This is a genomic window from Pseudomonas sp. GW822-FHT02D10, from assembly GCF_058802345.1.
In genome coordinates, this window is record NZ_JBXAOB010000028.1 from 1 (window position 1) to 15,793 (window position 15,793).

Here is a 15,793-nt window from a genome sequence, read left to right on the forward strand (position 1 = left end):
CCGGTTTTTTCTTGGTCGGCATACATGCACCTCTGCAACATGTTATGCCCGAACACAAAATTTATGACAGTCCCGCGGTGGGCTGCGCGGGCCCTACCAATCCTTCGGCCCGTTTCGACTCGACCTCGTTTCTGTAAATCTGGTCGGCCGTCAGGCCAGTCGCATCCATTTTGAAGATGACATTCATACCTTCGTTACTGCCCCAACGCTCTTTAGCGGCCTCCCACACACCTTGTTCTTTCAGGTACCCGATCAAGTCCTTGAAATCACGTTTGAACGCATTTACAAGGCGCGAGTATTCCTCGGGTGAAGCAATACTTGTTCGAAGAGTTGAATCAAATGACGCGCTCTCGGGTACTGGGACGTAGCTGACCGACTGCTGTCCTGGAGCGATTTCACGAATCATCGACACTACGTCGATAGAGGGTTCGGGTTTGTAGTGTCCAGAGTGATTGTTGATGATGAATTTTGATGAGTCATGCTCATCGACTTTCAACAGCCCTACAAACTCTGGCAGCCCCATGTTGGGCTGCATGCCCATGTGCTGAAAGTACATGTTTGCAAACAGACGAAGCTTACTGTCCTGATCGCGAAAAAAAGCAACCGCATGCCCGGACGAGGACGGGTACCACTCAGAGTTTTCGCCCTCGAACACCTTCATTCCTCGACCAAAAACAGACCCAGCACTCATGAAGGTACTTTTCTCTTCGTCCCATACCAGTTCCTCGAACCACCCCGTGCCAATAGTTTTGGCGGTAGGGTTGACGATATCGGCAATAAAAATATCTACCGGGATCTTTATAGTGCCTTGCCCGTCGTGGTAATTGAGCGGGTTGTTTCCCACCATTTGATAAAGATTCGGGCCGTCTAAGTTCCCCAACGGATCCGCACTCATCCACCGCTGCAACCAAGGCGCGTAATACCTATACCCATAATAATAAAGCCCCGTCGCATCCCGTTCTTTCCCCGAATACCGAATCGTCTTGTACTTCGCCACCACTGCACTTTTACCCGCCCAACAGGCCGTGCCACCGAAGGGGTAATAGTGCTCCTGCGTCAGTACACCGGCCTGATCATCCAGTTCCAGGCTGCTGGAGCCCAGATGATCACTCAGGTTGTAACGCCATTGATCGTTGTCGATACCCTCGGGGGCGGAGTTTGGCCAATGCAGCACCCGCACGCTGCTGCGTCCGGCGTCCACGCTGATGACATGGTGTTCTTCGCCATCGGCATCCCGGTGGATTTCCAGACCCGGCAGATAACGCACTTCAGCGCGCAAGGTTCGGGTGCCGGTGTGCGTAAGGCGCACCTTGCGCAGTCGGTGGCCGGGGCGGTCGTAGACGTAACATTCGTCATCGTCCGGGCCGTCGTCACGCTGGACCAGGGTCACCCAGCTCAGTTGATTGCGCGTGTCCCAGTTCATCGCTTGGCCGCGTTGCAGCTCCAGTTGATTGCCGTTGGCATCGAAGCTCTGGGCGATTTCCTCCTCCCCCGGCAACCCGCCGTCATCGCGTTGGCCAAGGCTGCGATTACTGCGGCTGGAGGTGAACATTGAGAAGCTGGCCACCCCGCTGTGGTGGCGGGTGATCAGGTTGCCCACCCGGTCATAGTCGAACGTCTGGGTGTAACGGCGCCGCTGGTTGGGGTCCAGCGGCGTCGGCATTAACCCCGGCAGCGCCGGCCCATGGCTTGGGCTGCTGACTTCCCAGCCCAGGGCTTCGACCAGTTGATAGAGGCTGTCATAGCGGTAACGGTTGATCGGCTCGATGCGCTGATGATTGAAATGACTGACGCTCTGCGAGCGGTCTTCCAGCTCGACGATGTTGCCCACCGGGTCGTAGCCATAGTTCAGGTCCTGCAAGGGTTTTTGAGTGCCTACTTGCGCCACCAGCCTGATCAGCCGCCCGTCATCGGCCGCGTACTCGGTACGGGTCACCACCCCATTACCAGCGGTTTCGCTGTCGATCTGGCCCAAGGCGTTGTAACGGATGTTGCTGACAAGCAAGTTCGGTTCGTTGGACGCCGCCTGTTTCAACCAAACAGCCTTGAGCTCTCCCGCGACGGTGTGGGAGAAAGTTCTGACGTTGCGTTTGGCATCGGTCTGCGTCTGAAGCTCACCGATGGGGTTGCAGGTTTGTATCGAGACAAAAGCGTGCTCTTCCAGCAATGCGTCCCGAGCGTCGACGGAAGATGGCCAGTCGGGGGTTTCCAGGTCCATGAGCACACGCCGGCTTTCGCTCAGCACCTGACCATTAAGGCCATATTCGGTGAAGACTTGAGTGCCCGCAGGGTCGTCATGGCGGATGACTTGCCCGCACTGATTGTGTTCAGCGAATTCTGCATCCGAATCGCCGTAACTCAGGCGTTCGACAATTCGGGGCAGTCCGTCACTGGTGTGCTCGGTGAGCACAACCGGACGCTGTAAACCGTCGTATTCGGTATGGCGCTGACTGCCGCGGCCGTCCCAACTCGACAGCATTTGGCCTGCTTCACCCAACAAGCCCAACTGCCAACCCGCATCGACGCTATCGGTCAGCAGGCTTTTGCCCGTCAAGTCATAGACGGTCGCCAGGTTCGGCTTCGAGGCAACACCCCACAGTCGAGGATCCCAACTCTCGATCAACCGACCCGCCGCATCGAAGGTCTGTCGGGTAATCCGCGTATCTATGGTTTGCCCGGCGCGCTGCCGGCAGTACCCCACGCTGCGGATCGCCAACCCACGCGGGTCTATGACCGACAATGTCGGTGTGGCCGTGTCGTGAGAAGCCTGGACGATCATCGCGATCCCTTGCTTGCCTGAACCTCCCTGAAGAATGGGCGATTTTTTGTCTGACCGATACTGTAAGAAGTAACAGGTGCAACGATGATTTAAAGGCGCAATAGCGCCTATAGTCGGCATATCTCCCTTTGCCTGCGCAGCCGCCATGAAACACACTCCAGACGACCTCAAACAGATCACCGCGACCACCCTTGGCCACTACGATCAGGTGGCCGAGAGTTTCCGTGAAGGCACCCGCGACCATGATGTCAGCCAGAACATCGACGCGCTGTTGCGGCACATTCAGGGCTCGGCGCCGTTCACGGTGCTCGACTTCGGCTGTGGCCCGGGCCGCGACCTTCAAACCTTCACCCGCATGGGCCACATCGCCATCGGCCTCGATGGTTCGGAACGGTTCGCCCAGATGGCCCGCGAGGACAGCGGTTGCGAGGTCTGGCAGCAGGACTTTCTGAAACTCGATCTGCCGGCCGAACGCTTCGACGGGATTTTTGCCAACGCGGTGCTGTTTCATGTTCCTGTTCAGGAATTGCCACGGGTTTTGAAGCAACTGCACGGGGCATTGAAGCCGGGCGGTGTGCTGTTCAGTTCGAATCCGCGAGGCGATAACCGCGAAGGCTGGAATGGTGAGCGCTTTGGCGCGTATCACGATCTGGCGGCGTGGCAGAAGTTGCTGACAGAGGCGGGGTTTGTCGAGTTGGAGCATTACTACCGGCCGGCCGGGCTGCCACGTGATCAGCAGCCTTGGTTGGCCAGCGTTTGGCGTAAATCGGTGTAGTCAATTCGGACGCTTTCGCGAGCAAGCCCGCTCCCACACTGGCTCGTGTCGTACACATGTTTTGTGTTTGCTGAAGATTAAATGTGGGAGCGGGCTTGCTCGCCGTTACTGTGCGGTTTTCTTCGGCTCCTTGATCTTGTACCAGGCCACATACAGCGCCGGCAGGAACAGCAAGGGTGATTTCACGCACCGTGCCGGTGGTTTTGATCTTGGGATTGTCCAGTAGGCTGACCACCACCGATCGGTCCGATGGCGGCGCGCTCAGCAGCGATTCGTAGACATTGAACACCGCGTCACGCTCGCCGTCCCGGGCGAGACTGAAAATCGGCACCGTGGCCTGCACCACCTGACCGACCTCAGCCTGACGCGCGGTGATCACGCCGGGCGCTTCGGCAATCAGCTGCGTATATCCAAGCTGTTCTCGGGCATTGGCCAACTGCGCCTGCGCTGCGGTCAGCGCGCTCTGGCGACTGTGCAATGCAGCCTGGGCAGAATCGTATTCGCTTTGGCTGGTATAACCCTTGGGCAGGAGTTTTTGCTGTCGAACGAACGCGGCGGCGGTCTGCTTGACCCGTGCCTGCTCGGCGACGACCTGGGCCTGGGCCGAATCAACACTGGTCTGCAGGTCTTTCGGGTCGAGTCTGGCTAACACTTGTTTGGCGGAAACACGATCGCCGACATCCACCATGCGCTGGATGATCTTGCCGGCAACGCGGAACGACAACTGGGTCTGAACCCGTGCCTGAACATCCCCGGCCAGGGTCACCGAGGCCGCAAAATCCGTGGGTTTGGCCTCTTGCACGAACACCCGCGGACGTTCCTTTTCGATCGGTTTTTTATCGCCGCACGCGGCCAGCAGGGCAAGGAAGCTCAGGTCAACGATACATTTCAATCCGGGACCAGCCATGCAGGCTCCTTTGCGTGGTAAGGGCGGGCGTGATACAGGCGGGCAAGTGACGATATGAAGGTGAGCTTAGATCAGGGTTCCAGTTTCGCCTCGGTCTGAGGGGGGCCCAAGGAGCTGCCGCAGGCTGCGATCTTTTGATGTTCTTCCCATAAAAAACGCCGACGCTCTATCAGCCATCGGCGTTGAAACCTTGTAGGGGTTTACCGCGTCATCAGAACGCTGGCAGTACCGCGCCGCTGTACTTCTTGGCAATGAACGCCTTCACTTCAGGGCTGGTCAGGGCCTTGGCCAGTTTCTGCATCGCCACGCTGTCCTTGTTGTCTGGACGCGCAACCAGGAAGTTCACGTACGGCGAATCCGCACCTTCGATCACCAGTGCGTCTTTAGCCGGGTTCAGACCCGCTTCCAGCGCGTAGTTGGTGTTGATCATGTCCAGGTCGACCTGATCCAGCACACGCGGCAGCATGGCGGATTCGAGTTCCTTGAACTTGAAGTTGTGCGGGTTCTTGGCGATATCTTTTGGCGTGGCCAGAGCGTTTTTCGGGTCTTTCAGCTCGATCAGGCCGGCTTTCTGCAACAGGATCAGCGCACGGCCGCTGTTGCTGCCTTCGTTCGGGATAGCGATGGTCGCGCCGTCTTTCAGCTCAGCCAGGGTTTTGACTTTCTTCGAGTAGCCGCCGAACGGTTCGACGTGCACACCGATCACGGTCACCAGGTGAGTGCCTTTGCCTTCGTTGAAGCTCTTCAGGTACGGCAGGGTCTGGAAGTAGTTGGCGTCCAGACGTTTCTGATCGACCTGTACGTTCGGTTGTACGTAGTCGGTGAAAACCTTGATTTCCAGATCCACGCCTTCTTTGGCGAGGGTCGGTTTGATCAGTTCGAGGATCTCGGCGTGTGGCACCGGCGTTGCGGCAACCACCAGTTTCTCGCCAGCCTGGGCCAAACCTGCGGTCAGGGCAGCCGCCAATGCGGTGAACAACAGAACCTTTTTCATGCAGTGTCCTTATTTGCCGTTGTCGACAACGGCTAAAAAATGAAGTGCCCGTGAAGGGCTATCGCTGGTGTGGAGCGGACAATACCGAGATTTTTTATTCCCGAACAATATCTTTTATTCACTTTCATATTCCATTTTGTTCATACAGGCATCACACACCTTTAACCCCGTGGCGAGGGAGCTTGCTCCCTCGCCACGGGGTTAAAGGGATTGCGTCAGGCTTTCGAGCAAGCGTTTAAGCGCTGCGCGCTCACCGGCAGAACCGGTTTTGATAACCTGCTTTGTCTGTCGTTCAATCAACTCCAATGGCGACGACACCTGCAGCAAATTCAAATGCTCGGGCAGAACCTCTTCGCCACTGCTCACCAGCAACGCGAAGTGAATGACATTTTCCAGTTCCCGGGTGTTGCCCGGCCAGCTGTACCGCTCCAGAACCTGCTGTGCCGCGTCGCTGATAAACGGTACCGGCAGGTCGAGACGCTGGCTGTAGATGCCGAGGAAATACTCGGCCAACGATTGAATATCGCCGACTCGCTCACGCAAGGCCGGCAATTCGAGCTGACCTTCGCTGAGGTAGTGGTAGAGCCGCTCATGGAATTTGCCGGCCGCCACGGCTTGCGCCAAATCGATGCTGGTCGCCGCCACGAGCCGCACATCCACCGGGCTCGGTTGCTGGGCACCCACGCGGGTGACTTCGTGATTTTCCAGGGCGGCGAGCAATTTGATCTGAATCGGCAACGGCAGATCACCGATCTCATCCAGGTACAACGTCCCGCCATTGGCCGAACCAAACCAACCGGCGCGACTGCTGGCCGAACCACTGAAACTGCCACCGGCATAACCGAACAACTCGGCATCGGCGTAGGTCGGGCTGATGGCGCCGCAGTTGACCGACACGAACAGACCGCCGCGATCACTGGCACGGTGGATATGTCGCGCCAACAACTCTTTGCCAGTACCGGTTTCACCGCGAATCAACACCGAGATCGAGCGCGGCGCCAGTTGCTCCAGCTCCTGGCGCAGCTGGCGCGAGCGTGGGTCGACGAACACCAGCGCCTTGGCGCGAATGCTTAGCGGACTTTTTTCAGCGTCGGGAAAGGTCAGCAATGGCTGACCGAAAGATTCATGCAAACTCATGGCAGACTCCCGCCCAAAACCGCCGGGAGACGGGGGCGTTTAGATAAAAAACAGGCTCAAGCGCGGCGCAGGGCGTGATGTTCCATGCGGTTTTGCAGGCGATACAGGTAGGCAAACCCCTGCTCCCAACGATGGTGGCCGGACTTCACGTTGATGTGCCCGGCACCTGCCAGAATCCCCGCTTCCGCGCCCCAGTTACGCGCCAGCTCAAGCGCCCGTGGAGCGCTGACAGCGGCGTCGTTGTCGGAACTCACAACCTGGCTCGGGAACGGCAGCAGGTGCGTCGGAATCGGTGCAAAGTTGCGCAACGCAGGCTTGCAGGCCGGGCGTTCGACGTCGGCAGGCGCCACCAGCAAGGCCCCACGAACCTGACGTAACGCCTGCAACGGCGCAGTGGCCGCCCAATGGGCAACGGTGATGCAACCCAGGCTGTGGGCGATCAGAATGACTGGCGTGCTGTCGGCGTCGATCGCTTCGGCCAGCGCCGCGACCCAATCCTCACGGCGCGGCGTCAGCCAATCGGCCTGCTCCACCCGCGCACTGTTCGGCAGGCTGTTCTGCCAGTGGCTTTGCCAATGATCATCTGGCGATCCTTGCCAGCCCGGCACAATCAGGTAGCGAATTGATTCGTTGCGCATGGGGGAACTCTCCGGTGCGTGTCTGTTCCGGATCGAGTATAGGGAGGAGAGTTATATTCGTTAAGGAATAAGAAGATATTTGTTAAGATCATTATAGAATATAAAGCTGATCACCCTTGTGGGAGCGAGCTAACTCCGGGCGGCGTTCCGACGAAGAGGCCAGCAAATACAACCATCACGCCCGAACGGTACGGACCTCTTCCCCCACCACCTGCCCCTTGCGCACAAACCGGTTCGCCCGTCCAAACGTGCCGAAATCATTGAAGCGAACGCCCATCTCGCGCATCACCTTGTGCGCCACCGGCACGGTCATCTGGCGGATATAAAACGGTTCCTTCACCACAAAGTGATGGATGCCATGGCTGCTGCCGAAGTTGAAGCAGAACGCCTGCAACGGCCACAGCCACCAGGGGTTCAGCACCTGGGTCTGCTGGATCACGTTGCCCGGCTCGATGTCGCCGTAGTAGTGCATGTTCGAGCTGACGAAGTGCAGGCAAAAGGTGCGCAATACGTTCGGGCCAATGATCACCACCGCGGCAATGTCGATCACCTGCATCACCGACAGCGTGGTCGCCGACCACTCCACCGAGGTGCCCAGCCAATACGCGATGCCGTTGGCCGCGTGAAAACCGAGGAACAGGTACCACGCGCCCCAGTGCACCAGCGCCAATGGCGCGTAAACCTTCAGGGTGCGCTTGATGATGCTGAACTTGTGCGCCCAGGTCTTGGCCCGCAGCATGCGGATGAACGCTGACATCACGTTGTCACCGACCATCAGCAAACGCGCGATGCCCCAAGGCTCGCCGTTGGTGATGGCGCGTTCTTCCATGTCGGTTTCGCTGCCGGACACCTTGTGATGGTTGAGGTGCAGATGGCGGCGGATCCACGGGTTGATGGTGCTCGGCCGCGCCAGCCAGACCAAGCCCATCATCAGGTTGTGCGGTATGCGCTGCTTACGGAAATACAGGCTGTGAATCAGGTCGTGTTCCAGCTCATGGGTCAGCGAGGCAAAAAACCCGTTCAGCAGCAAACACGCCCACCAGGCCATGTGCCCGGTCATGTAGAGCGCCGCCGAGCCCGTCATCCCGGCCAGGGCGAAGGCCAGAATGCCCACGCCCAAGGCGTCCTGATGATTGAGCATCGGGTAGCGCTGACGCAGTTCGACACCGCGAGCGAGCACCACTTCACGAATATGCGCAGATCGTTGTTGTGCATTCAGGCGTTCAGGACTTGCAGAAGTACCGTACATGCTTCCATCCTTTAGTTATTGATGTTCGCATCCTGCCTTGGGTGATCGCTCCGGGCGTTAGCTGTGAACGCCAACCTGTTGACCGGAAGCGCCAATCATCATGATTGAACCCACCTCCCTCGCCAGCTGGACCCGCGCTTTGCGCAAACAACTCGACGCCCTCGGCCTCGACAGCAACGCCCTGTGCCTGCAAGCCGGGCTCGACCCGCAACTGATGGACGACCCCAACGCCCGCTACCCGTTATCGGCCACCACCCGACTGTGGGAGCTGGCGGTCGAGCTCAGTGGTGACCCGGCGATTGGGTTGCGGGTTTCGCGGTTCGTCAGCCCGACCACCTTCCACGCACTGGGTTATGCACTGGTCGCCAGCGGCAGTCTGCGTGAGGTGTTCGAACGCATCGTGCGTTATCACCAAGTGATCAGCGACGCATTGGAACTGGAACTGACCCGTGGCGAAGATCGCTATTGCTTCACCCTCAAGGTCCCCGAAGGCAGTCCGGCGCCAGCACGGGAAGCGATCGACGCCTTCGCCGCGATCTACGTGCGCACCTGTCGCAACCGTCTGGGCCGGGACTACGCGCCGCTGGCGGTGTACCTGCGTCGCGAGGAACCGGTCGACCCGAAACAATGGCATGCGGTGTTCCGCGCACCGATCTTCTTTGCCGCTGACGAAGACCGGCTGGAGTTTTCCATCGATGACTTCGAAAGCCATCTGGATGACGCCAACCCGGAGCTGGCCGAACACAACGAAACCGTGCTCAAGCGCGCCCTGGCGCAACTGCGCCCACTGACCTGGGAGCGCAAGGTGCGCGACGCCGTCGAAGCGCAGCTGCCGGAAGGCGAACCCAGCGCCGAACGCATCGCCGAGACCTTGCACTTGAGTTTGCGCAGCTTGCAACGGCACCTGGCGGACGAAGGCTGCCGGTTCGATACGTTGCTCAATGAGTGTCGTGAGAACTTGGCACTGCTGCACTTGCGAGACCCACAATGCTCGCTGAGCGAAATCAGCTATCTGCTCGGATTCGCCGACACCAGCAGCTTCAGCCGCGCCTTCAAACGCTGGACCGGGATGACGCCGGGGCAGTTTCGCGATGGGTTGCGGTGATCAGCCTTTCACGAGACTGCGCGCAACGCCTGATTTCCACTGCTCAATCATCGCTTCACCCACCTCGGAAAAGGCGCCGTTTGCCTTGATGTAATCAACCATCTCAGCCATCGCTACGTCCATCCCGTGGGCCACTTGCTGCAGCAGTTCATTACAACGCCCCTCGGTCAGGTTGCAGGCCGACCGACCAAAACGCATCAGCATTTTGTATTTGGGCCATGCCTTCGATCCACCCAACAGCAACGCCATGCTGTCTGCCTTGATGTAGACCGAGGTCGTGACGATGTCATAGGCCGGAGCCAGGCTGATTTGCGCATCAGCGCCGCAGTGCTCGTAAAGCACACCGAAGTTCTTGAGATGGGCGTCGCCATTTTTCAGAGCGGATGACAGGACAACGATCTTGAAAAATGACTCAAGGGCCCGGTTAAGCAATGGCGGGGAGACAAATTCCTTGATCTGCCTGGCGGCACCTTCGTATGAGCCATCGTATTTTGCCCTGGAAGGCCAGGCATTGAGCACACAGAAATCTTCAAAGCCCAGGTAGCCCTTGTCATTCAGATCGAAGCGTTCGACGACCAGAAATTTGCCTCGCTCGCTGAGCTCGAACTTCGGCACCTCAAGACCCGAATGCAGTGCGGCCCGCATACAAAAGTATTCGTTGGCGGCCAACTCTGGGTATTCCTCTGGACGAAAGGTCTTGACCAGATGAGTTGCCCCTCGATGGGTCAGGCGATCGACGGTTGTCGCGCTGTCACGGACAAGCACTTTGGGCTGCACACCGGAAACGCCCGAATACTGACCATAGGTGTGCAACAGATCATCAAACAAACCCTGAGCACCGTCATGCACCAAAAGGTCCGCAAGGCTGGTTTCAGGTGGACGGTCGCTCGCATCCCGGGTGTCTGCAATCCCCAGCCGCCCCAATTGATGCGGACCGATGATCGCTAGCATCGCGAAGTCGTCAAACCCTCGAACCGCCTTGCTGAAACGACGAACCAGCTCATCGCGCAGAGAGCCTTCCGGCAGATTCATTTCAAAAACCGGTGGCACTCCTCTTTCCCACGTATAGCTCTCGAGGCGAGCCGGCATGGTCAATGAGACGGCGTTTTCTTCCAGCACGTCTTCGGTGTAGGTAAACACTGAGTCAATGCGAGACTGACTTCGCCCCAGAGTTCCTACCGAGGTACCGGACACACTGATAGGCAACCTGTCCCTATCCTGCGGCTCAACCATGGAAGTTTTCCTTTTTCAGGGTATCCAGCGTCGGACGCTTCGATTGCCGAGGCACGGCCGTGAGTTCGTACCCAAAACCGTTGAGGATGGCTTCAACCTTGCGGATACCGATTTCGGAGAGGGTGTTGTTCTCGATACCCGAGATCGTGGCACGGCTCATGCCGTACTGCTTTGCCAGGTCTTGTTGCGACAGCTTTCGCTCTTTGCGTAGCAATCTGATCAGTTCGCCAAGGCTTTCCATTCGAACCACCTGCATCATATACAGTGCATTTTTAATAAATAACTAAATATGCATCATATTTAATGCATTATTAAAACGAAGTTTAGCTCATTTTTTCGCCAGACTCGCTCCGCAGGTTCGTGTTAATCATCAGGGACCAGAGGCCCCCAAGAGACTTCAGCGCCCTCGATCACGCCTCAGTAACTTGCGCACCCGCGCCACCAGCTCACTCACGGGAAACGGCTTGAGCAGGTAGTCATCCTCATGCAGCTCCAACCCGCGCAGCCGGTCTTCAATGCCATCTGTGGTGGTCAGGAACAGCACCGGCGTTGCGCCGAGCTGTCGGATCTGTTGCAACAGCTGCCAACCGTTGAGGCCGGGCAGCATCACATCGAGAATGATCAGGTCATATTCAGCCGTTTCGATAAAGCGTCGACCGGCCATGCCGTTGTCCGCCACATCCACCGTATAGCTGGCTTCGCTCAGGCCTAGGGCCAAAAGCTTCGCGGTTTCGGGTTCATCTTCCACTAACAGCAAACGCATGGCACACCTCGGATAATCATCACCACAGGCTAGGCCCCTTGGCCCACAAAGCCCATCACTAACGGATATTTCGGATGACGTGGCCGATTCAGACGCTCGCCAATGCCCGCAACCGCCCTGCATCGAGGATCTCGATCTCGCCATAACTCAGGTTGAGAATGCCCTGACCCTCCAGGTCTTTGAGGATCTGGTTGGTGGTTTGCCGCGACAATGAAAGCAGCAACGCCAACTGTTCCTGCGGCAGTTGCAAAATGCGCCGTGCCGGCTCTATTTCGCCGTAGCCATCGGCAATCATCAGCAAACGGTGCGCCACGCGGGCCGGGGCTGGCAACAAGGTCAAATGCTCGAGATTGATGAAGGTCAGGCGCAATTTATGGCTCATCAGCAAGGCCAACTGGCGCCAGTGTTTCGGGTGCTCTTCGAGGAAGGCGAGCAACGCGGCCTGGGGGATGTGCAACAGAATGCAGTGGCCCACGCCATAGGCGTCATGGGTGCGCGGCTGGCCGTCGAACAGGCAGATTTCACCGAACCAGTGCGGCGGCTCGATCAGGCTCAGCAGCGCTTCCTTGCCCTGCTCGCTCACCGCACCCACACGCACCGCACCTTCGAGCACCGCATACAGACCACACGGCGGATCACCGCGCTTGAACAGCCGTTGCCCCGGCGACAGCCGCCGCACGCGGGCCAGGGACAGCAGACTATCCTGTAACAAGGGCGACAAATGGCTGAACCACTGCCCCTTCATCAGGCGTGACCGCCAGGCCTGCATATCCATGAGAACTCCAAGATGATTGTCGTCTGGCTGACAGAGCAACGACTGACCGCAGGGCATGATCGACATCCCTACCGGAGGAATAACAATGAAAAGCCTCGTTGACCACCTCAGTCAATACGCCGCGTACCACCGTGACCCGCGCAACATCGCCAGCCACTTCATTGGCATTCCACTGATCGTGGTCGCCGTCGCGGTGCTGCTGTCACGGCCAGGATGGCCGGTGGCCGGGCTCTGGCTGTCCCCAGCGGGGCTCTTGGCGCTGGCCTCGGCGTGGTTCTATTTACGTCTGGAAGTGCGCCTTGGCGTGGTCATGACAGTGCTACTGGGCCTGTCCGTTTGGCTAGGCCAAATCCTCGCGGCGCAAAGCACCCTGCTCTGGTTGAGCAGCGGCATCGCAATGTTTGTGGTCGGCTGGGCGATCCAGTTTGTCGGCCATCACTACGAAGGACGCAAACCGGCGTTTGTCGATGATGTGACGGGTTTGATCGTCGGGCCGTTGTTTGTGGTGGCCGAACTGGCGTTTTTGCTGGGGTTGCGGCATGAGCTGAAAGAGCAGATCGAGGCGCGGGCGGGTGGGGTACGTCTGCGTGAGAAAAATGCGGCGGCGTAGGACGCCATCGCGAGCAAGCTCGCTCCCACAGGGTTTTCGGTTGATCACAGAATTTGTGGTCAGCACCGGTCCATTGTGGGAGCGAGCTTGCTCCGGGCGGCGATCCGACGATGCTCTTAAAGGTTGGCGACTTTCTGCCAGACCTTGGGCTTGAAGAACAACGTCTCGCCCTTGGCCAGGCCGGTCAGGCTGTCGTGGTCCTTCACCACTTCCGCTTCGATCAGTTCGCTCTGGCCTTCGACCTTCAAAGTGATCCGCGTGGTTGCACCCAGCGGACGGATGTCACGCACCTCGGCCGCGTGGTGATCCTCCAGCTCAGTGCGCGACAGCGACACTTCGTGAGGACGGAACAGCACGTGGTTGTCGTCGCCCAGGTACAGACGGTTCGAATCACCGAGGAAGTGGTACACGAAGTCGCTGGCCGGGTTTTCGTAGACGTCGCCCGGTGAACCGATCTGCTCGATCACGCCCTTGTTCATCACCACGATGCGGTCGGCCACTTCCATCGCCTCTTCCTGGTCGTGGGTCACGAATACCGAGGTCAGGTTGATGTCTTCGTGCAGCCGCGCCAGCCAGCGCCGCAGCTCCTTACGGACCTTGGCATCCAGCGCGCCAAAGGGCTCGTCGAGCAGCAAGACTTTCGGCTCAACCGCCAAGGCACGGGCCAACGCGATGCGCTGACGCTGGCCGCCAGAGAGCTGTTCCGGGTAGCGATCCGACAGCCAATCCAGTTGCACCATGTTCAGCAGCTCATGGACTTTGACCGCGATCTGGCTTTCGCTCGGACGCTGGTTTTTCGGTTTCATGCGCAGGCCGAAGGCGACGTTGTCGAACACTGTCATGTGGCGGAACAAAGCGTAGTGCTGGAACACAAAGCCGACGTTGCGATCACGCACGTCATGGCCGGAGACGTCTTCGCCGTGGAACACGATGCTGCCGGTGTCCGGGGTTTCCAGGCCGGCGATGATCCGCAGCAAGGTGGTTTTGCCGCAGCCGGACGGGCCGAGCAACGCCACCAGCTCGCCGCTCTGGATGTCCAGGTTGATGCTGTTCAGCGCCTTGAACGCGTTGAAGTTCTTGCTGACATTACGGACTTCGATCGACATGACTTATTCCTCCGCGGCGCTGACGCGCAGGCGGTTAATACGGGACTCGCTCCACTGCTTGAGCAGCAGGATGAAGAGCGCCAGGATCAGCAACAGGCTCGCAACGGCAAACGCGGCGACGTGGTTGTATTCGTTGTAGAGGATCTCGACATGCAGCGGCAGGGTGTTGGTCACCCCGCGAATGTGCCCGGAAACCACCGACACCGCGCCGAACTCACCCATCGCCCGCGCGGTACACAGCACCACGCCGTAGATCAGGCCCCACTTGATGTTCGGCACCGTCACGTGCCAGAACATCTGCCAGCCATTGGCGCCCAGCAAGCGTGCGGCTTCCTCTTCCTGCGTGCCTTGCTCCTGCATCAGCGGAATCAGCTCACGCGCCACAAACGGAACGGTGACGAAAATCGTCGCCAGCACGATGCCCGGCAAGGCGAAGACAATCTGGATGTCGTGGTCCTGCAACCACGGGCCAAAAATGCCCTGGGCGCCGAACATCAGCACATAAACCAGACCCGCAATCACCGGCGAGACCGAGAACGGCAAGTCGATCAGGGTCACCAGCATGCTCTTGCCACGGAACGAGTATTTGCTCACGCACCAGGCCGCGCTGACGCCGAACACCAGGTTCAGCGGCACCGAAATCAACACCGCAATGACGGTCAGTTTCAGGGCCGACAGAGCATCCGGTTCGAAGATCGCCGTGAAGAATGCGCCGAGGCCAAGCTTCAGGCCTTGGGACATCACGATGAACAGTGGCAACAACAGAAACAGCGCAAAAATCAGCCAGCCGAGGCCGATCAGGATTCGCCGGGAAGCCGCGCTGCCACGACGGGCAGCGTTGGCCGAAGACGCGGCGGCAATAGACGATTGGGACATTTTTCGCGCCTCCTTATGGGGTTTCGATGCGCCGCTGCAACAAGTTGATCAGCAGCAACAGGACGAAGGAAACCACCAGCATCAGCACGCCAATGGAGGTAGCACCGGTGTAGTCGTATTGGTCGAGCTTGACCATGATCAGCAGCGGCAGGATTTCGGTTTTCATCGGCATGTTGCCGGCAATGAAAATCACCGAACCGTACTCGCCAACACCCCGGGCAAACGCCAGAGCAAAGCCGGTCAGCCAGGCAGGCAGCAGTGCGGGAACCAGAATGTAGCGGAACACCTGCAGCGGCTTGGCGCCCAGGCACGCGGCGGCCTCTTCGATTTCTCGCGGGATGTCGGCCAGTACCGGCTGCACCGTACGCACCACGAATGGCAGCGTGACGAAGGTCAGCGCCAGGGTGATACCGAGCGGCGTGTAAGCGATCTTGAACCCCAGGTCGGCGGCGAACTGCCCGACCAGACCGGTCGGCGTGTACAGCGCCGTCAGCGCAATACCGGCCACCGCCGTCGGCAGTGCGAACGGCAGGTCGATCATCGCGTCGATGATCTTGCGTCCGGGGAAGGTGTAACGCACCAGCACCCAGGCCAGCAACGTGCCGATAATGCCATTGATGATCGCGGCGTACAGCGCGGTGCCGAAACTGAGCTTCAACGCCGCCAGCACCCGTGGCGCCGAGATGATTGCCCAGAACTGATCCCAGGTGAGTTGCGCGGCATGCACGAACATCGCCGCCAGGGGTATGAGCACAATCAGGCTGAGGTACACCAAGGTGTAGCCCAGCGTCAGCCCGAAGCCGGGTATGACGGGGGAGATACGACGCGACATAGAAGTCCTTGGTT

The 15,793-nt window shown here is 58.8% G+C and carries 15 protein-coding genes and 1 pseudogene; 3 read left to right on the forward strand and 13 right to left on the reverse strand.

The annotated features are described in order from the left end of the window. Positions 1 to 61: 61 nt before the first annotated feature. Entirely contained in the window at positions 62 to 2,779 is a 2,718-nt protein-coding gene (locus AC1RPZ_RS26595) for an RHS repeat domain-containing protein (protein ID WP_493140786.1), read from the reverse strand. A gap of 145 nt (positions 2,780 to 2,924) precedes the next feature. Here AC1RPZ_RS26595 and AC1RPZ_RS26600 point away from each other — a divergent pair, with 145 nt between their 5' ends. After that, a complete protein-coding gene (locus tag AC1RPZ_RS26600; protein WP_493140787.1) occupies positions 2,925 to 3,554 on the forward strand; it encodes a class I SAM-dependent methyltransferase in 630 nt (209 codons plus the stop codon). Positions 3,555 to 3,714: 160 nt separating this feature from the next. Here the strand turns inward: AC1RPZ_RS26600 and AC1RPZ_RS26605 are convergent. The 5 genes and pseudogenes from AC1RPZ_RS26605 to AC1RPZ_RS26625 all read right to left on the reverse strand — a co-directional run. Then, positions 3,715 to 4,461: pseudogene (locus AC1RPZ_RS26605) on the reverse strand (efflux RND transporter periplasmic adaptor subunit); the annotation flags it as partial. A 211-nt stretch (positions 4,462 to 4,672) separates the two neighbouring features. Continuing rightward, the gene (locus AC1RPZ_RS26610; protein ID WP_493140789.1) at positions 4,673 to 5,455 is read right to left on the reverse strand and encodes a MetQ/NlpA family ABC transporter substrate-binding protein; all 783 of its coding nucleotides are present in this window, start codon (positions 5,453 to 5,455) and stop codon (positions 4,673 to 4,675) included. Positions 5,456 to 5,656: 201 nt separating this feature from the next. Next, complete coding sequence (locus AC1RPZ_RS26615; RefSeq protein WP_493140791.1) at positions 5,657 to 6,592, reverse strand: sigma 54-interacting transcriptional regulator; 936 nt, start codon at positions 6,590 to 6,592, stop codon at positions 5,657 to 5,659. 56 nt (positions 6,593 to 6,648) lie between these two features. Beyond that, positions 6,649 to 7,230, reverse strand: a complete 582-nt coding sequence (locus AC1RPZ_RS26620) for an alpha/beta hydrolase (RefSeq protein WP_493140792.1) — start codon at positions 7,228 to 7,230, stop codon at positions 6,649 to 6,651. Between the two features lie 175 nt (positions 7,231 to 7,405). Continuing rightward, on the reverse strand, positions 7,406 to 8,479 hold the full coding sequence (locus AC1RPZ_RS26625) for a fatty acid desaturase (protein ID WP_493140793.1): 1,074 nt from the start codon (positions 8,477 to 8,479) through the stop codon (positions 7,406 to 7,408). 100 nt (positions 8,480 to 8,579) lie between these two features. On the opposite strand from AC1RPZ_RS26625, the gene AC1RPZ_RS26630 reads away from it, so the two are divergent. Beyond that, on the forward strand, positions 8,580 to 9,584 hold the full coding sequence (locus tag AC1RPZ_RS26630) for an AraC family transcriptional regulator (RefSeq protein ID WP_493140794.1): 1,005 nt from the start codon (positions 8,580 to 8,582) through the stop codon (positions 9,582 to 9,584). On the opposite strand, the gene AC1RPZ_RS26635 is transcribed toward AC1RPZ_RS26630, so the two are convergent. From AC1RPZ_RS26635 to AC1RPZ_RS26650, 4 genes are all read right to left on the reverse strand, one after another. Beyond that, complete coding sequence (locus tag AC1RPZ_RS26635; protein ID WP_493140795.1) at positions 9,585 to 10,817, reverse strand: type II toxin-antitoxin system HipA family toxin; 1,233 nt, start codon at positions 10,815 to 10,817, stop codon at positions 9,585 to 9,587. It lies immediately after the preceding gene. Further along, entirely contained in the window at positions 10,810 to 11,058 is a 249-nt protein-coding gene (locus AC1RPZ_RS26640) for a helix-turn-helix domain-containing protein (protein ID WP_493140796.1), read from the reverse strand. The genes AC1RPZ_RS26635 and AC1RPZ_RS26640 overlap by 8 nt, the downstream gene beginning before the upstream one ends. 156 nt (positions 11,059 to 11,214) lie before the next feature. Next, on the reverse strand, positions 11,215 to 11,580 hold the full coding sequence (locus AC1RPZ_RS26645; protein ID WP_493140797.1) for a response regulator: 366 nt from the start codon (positions 11,578 to 11,580) through the stop codon (positions 11,215 to 11,217). Between the two features lie 88 nt (positions 11,581 to 11,668). Continuing rightward, positions 11,669 to 12,355 carry a Crp/Fnr family transcriptional regulator gene (locus AC1RPZ_RS26650; RefSeq protein ID WP_493140798.1) on the reverse strand — a complete coding sequence of 229 codons (687 nt, stop codon included), beginning with the start codon at positions 12,353 to 12,355 and terminating at the stop codon, positions 11,669 to 11,671. An 85-nt stretch (positions 12,356 to 12,440) separates the two neighbouring features. Between AC1RPZ_RS26650 and AC1RPZ_RS26655 the strand changes: the two genes are divergently transcribed. Beyond that, on the forward strand, positions 12,441 to 12,965 hold the full coding sequence (locus AC1RPZ_RS26655; protein ID WP_493140799.1) for an Mpo1 family 2-hydroxy fatty acid dioxygenase: 525 nt from the start codon (positions 12,441 to 12,443) through the stop codon (positions 12,963 to 12,965). A gap of 116 nt (positions 12,966 to 13,081) precedes the next feature. Here AC1RPZ_RS26655 and AC1RPZ_RS26660 read toward each other — a convergent pair whose 3' ends face one another. Genes AC1RPZ_RS26660 through cysT form a run of 3 tightly spaced genes read right to left on the reverse strand, consistent with a single transcriptional unit; the run spans position 13,082 to position 15,779 of the window. Continuing rightward, positions 13,082 to 14,071 carry a sulfate/molybdate ABC transporter ATP-binding protein gene (locus AC1RPZ_RS26660; RefSeq protein ID WP_493140801.1) on the reverse strand — a complete coding sequence of 330 codons (990 nt, stop codon included), beginning with the start codon at positions 14,069 to 14,071 and terminating at the stop codon, positions 13,082 to 13,084. A gap of 3 nt (positions 14,072 to 14,074) precedes the next feature. After that, positions 14,075 to 14,947: a sulfate ABC transporter permease subunit CysW gene (gene cysW / locus AC1RPZ_RS26665; protein WP_493140803.1), complete on the reverse strand. Its 873-nt coding sequence runs from the start codon at positions 14,945 to 14,947 to the stop codon at positions 14,075 to 14,077. A 13-nt stretch (positions 14,948 to 14,960) separates the two neighbouring features. After that, positions 14,961 to 15,779, reverse strand: coding sequence for a sulfate ABC transporter permease subunit CysT (cysT, locus tag AC1RPZ_RS26670; RefSeq protein WP_019691172.1), 819 nt, complete (start codon positions 15,777 to 15,779; stop codon positions 14,961 to 14,963). Positions 15,780 to 15,793: the final 14 nt, after the last annotated feature.

Bases quoted from the DNA above. Each gene is read 5' to 3' on its own strand.
- AC1RPZ_RS26630 (WP_493140794.1), top strand. From the start codon at position 8,580: ATGATTGAACCCACCTCCCTCGCCAGCTGGACCCGCGCTTTGCGCAAA.
- AC1RPZ_RS26660 (WP_493140801.1), bottom strand. From the start codon at position 14,071: ATGTCGATCGAAGTCCGTAATGTCAGCAAGAACTTCAACGCGTTCAAG.
- AC1RPZ_RS26655 (WP_493140799.1), top strand. From the start codon at position 12,441: ATGAAAAGCCTCGTTGACCACCTCAGTCAATACGCCGCGTACCACCGT.
- AC1RPZ_RS26650 (WP_493140798.1), bottom strand. From the start codon at position 12,355: ATGGATATGCAGGCCTGGCGGTCACGCCTGATGAAGGGGCAGTGGTTC.
- cysW (WP_493140803.1), bottom strand. From the start codon at position 14,947: ATGTCCCAATCGTCTATTGCCGCCGCGTCTTCGGCCAACGCTGCCCGT.
- AC1RPZ_RS26610 (WP_493140789.1), bottom strand. From the start codon at position 5,455: ATGAAAAAGGTTCTGTTGTTCACCGCATTGGCGGCTGCCCTGACCGCA.
- AC1RPZ_RS26640 (WP_493140796.1), bottom strand. From the start codon at position 11,058: ATGGAAAGCCTTGGCGAACTGATCAGATTGCTACGCAAAGAGCGAAAG.
- AC1RPZ_RS26620 (WP_493140792.1), bottom strand. From the start codon at position 7,230: ATGCGCAACGAATCAATTCGCTACCTGATTGTGCCGGGCTGGCAAGGA.
- AC1RPZ_RS26600 (WP_493140787.1), top strand. From the start codon at position 2,925: ATGAAACACACTCCAGACGACCTCAAACAGATCACCGCGACCACCCTT.
- cysT (WP_019691172.1), bottom strand. From the start codon at position 15,779: ATGTCGCGTCGTATCTCCCCCGTCATACCCGGCTTCGGGCTGACGCTG.
- AC1RPZ_RS26645 (WP_493140797.1), bottom strand. From the start codon at position 11,580: ATGCGTTTGCTGTTAGTGGAAGATGAACCCGAAACCGCGAAGCTTTTG.
- AC1RPZ_RS26615 (WP_493140791.1), bottom strand. From the start codon at position 6,592: ATGAGTTTGCATGAATCTTTCGGTCAGCCATTGCTGACCTTTCCCGAC.
- AC1RPZ_RS26595 (WP_493140786.1), bottom strand. From the start codon at position 2,779: ATGATCGTCCAGGCTTCTCACGACACGGCCACACCGACATTGTCGGTC.
- AC1RPZ_RS26635 (WP_493140795.1), bottom strand. From the start codon at position 10,817: ATGGTTGAGCCGCAGGATAGGGACAGGTTGCCTATCAGTGTGTCCGGT.
- AC1RPZ_RS26625 (WP_493140793.1), bottom strand. From the start codon at position 8,479: ATGTACGGTACTTCTGCAAGTCCTGAACGCCTGAATGCACAACAACGA.